Source organism: Winogradskyella sp. A3E31, assembly GCF_046720935.1.
Classification (GTDB): Bacteria; Bacteroidota; Bacteroidia; order Flavobacteriales; family Flavobacteriaceae; genus Winogradskyella.
In genome coordinates this window covers 1-1,082 of sequence record NZ_JBHNWH010000025.1, presented here as the reverse complement: position 1 = coordinate 1,082, position 1,082 = coordinate 1, and the positions used below count along the sequence as shown (strand labels likewise).

1 pseudogene is annotated in these 1,082 nt (G+C 48.6%); it reads left to right on the top strand.

Annotation, left to right across the window (positions count from 1 at the left end):
• Window positions 1-1,082 (top strand): annotated as a pseudogene (locus tag ACFEMA_RS14695) (hypothetical protein); the annotation flags it as partial.

The following is a 1,082-nucleotide window of genomic DNA, read 5'->3' as shown; positions in this document are numbered from 1 at the left end:
ACAGTAAACGATAACGATGGCAATACCTCAACTGTAGGAACGATATCAATTACGGTACCGGCATGTCCTAATAGTGTAGACAGTGATGGTGATGGTCTTACTGATTGTGAGGAATCTACAGGAGTGGATGATCCAAGTACACCAGTTGTACCAAGTGGTATAACGGATCTTAACGATCCATGTGACCCAATGCAAGCTGCGGGCTATACAGGCTATGACAGCACAAATACAATCTGGCAGGCAGCGGACTGCGACGGTGATGGTATGAGCAATGGTGATGAGTTCACCAACGGTACCGATCCATACAGCAACCCAGGCGATACGGACGGTGATGGTATCGATGATGATACAGAGACCAATGACGGTACTGACCCTAACGATCCATGTGATCCAGTACAACCGGCAGGCTATACAGGCTATGATAGCACAAATGCGATCTGGCAGACAGCGGACTGTGACGGTGATGGAGTGAGTAACGGTGATGAGTTTACCAATGGTACAGACCCATACAGTAACCCAGGTGATACGGACGGTGATGGTATCGATGATGATACAGAGACCAATGACGGTACTAATCCAAACGATCCATGTGACCCGATACAACCAGCAGGCTACACAGGCTATGATAGCACAAATGCGATCTGGCAGGCAGCGGACTGTGATGGTGATGGAGTGAGCAACGGTGATGAGTTCACCAATGGCACAGATCCATATAGCAATCCAAGTGATACGGACGGTGATGGTATTGATGATGATACTGAGACTACAAATGGAACTGATCCAAACGATCCATGTGACCCAATGCAAGCTGTAGGTTATACAGGCTATGATAGCACAAATACAATCTGGCAGGCAGCGGACTGTGATGGTGATGGTGTGAGTAACGGTGATGAGTTCACCAACGGTACAGACCCATACAGTAACCCAGGTGATACGGACGGTGACGGCATCGATGATGATACTGAGACCAATGACGGTACTGATCCTAACGATCCATGTGACCCGATACAGCCAGCAGGCTATACAGGCTATGATAGCACAAATGCAATCTGGCAGGCAGCGGACTGTGACGGTGATGGTGT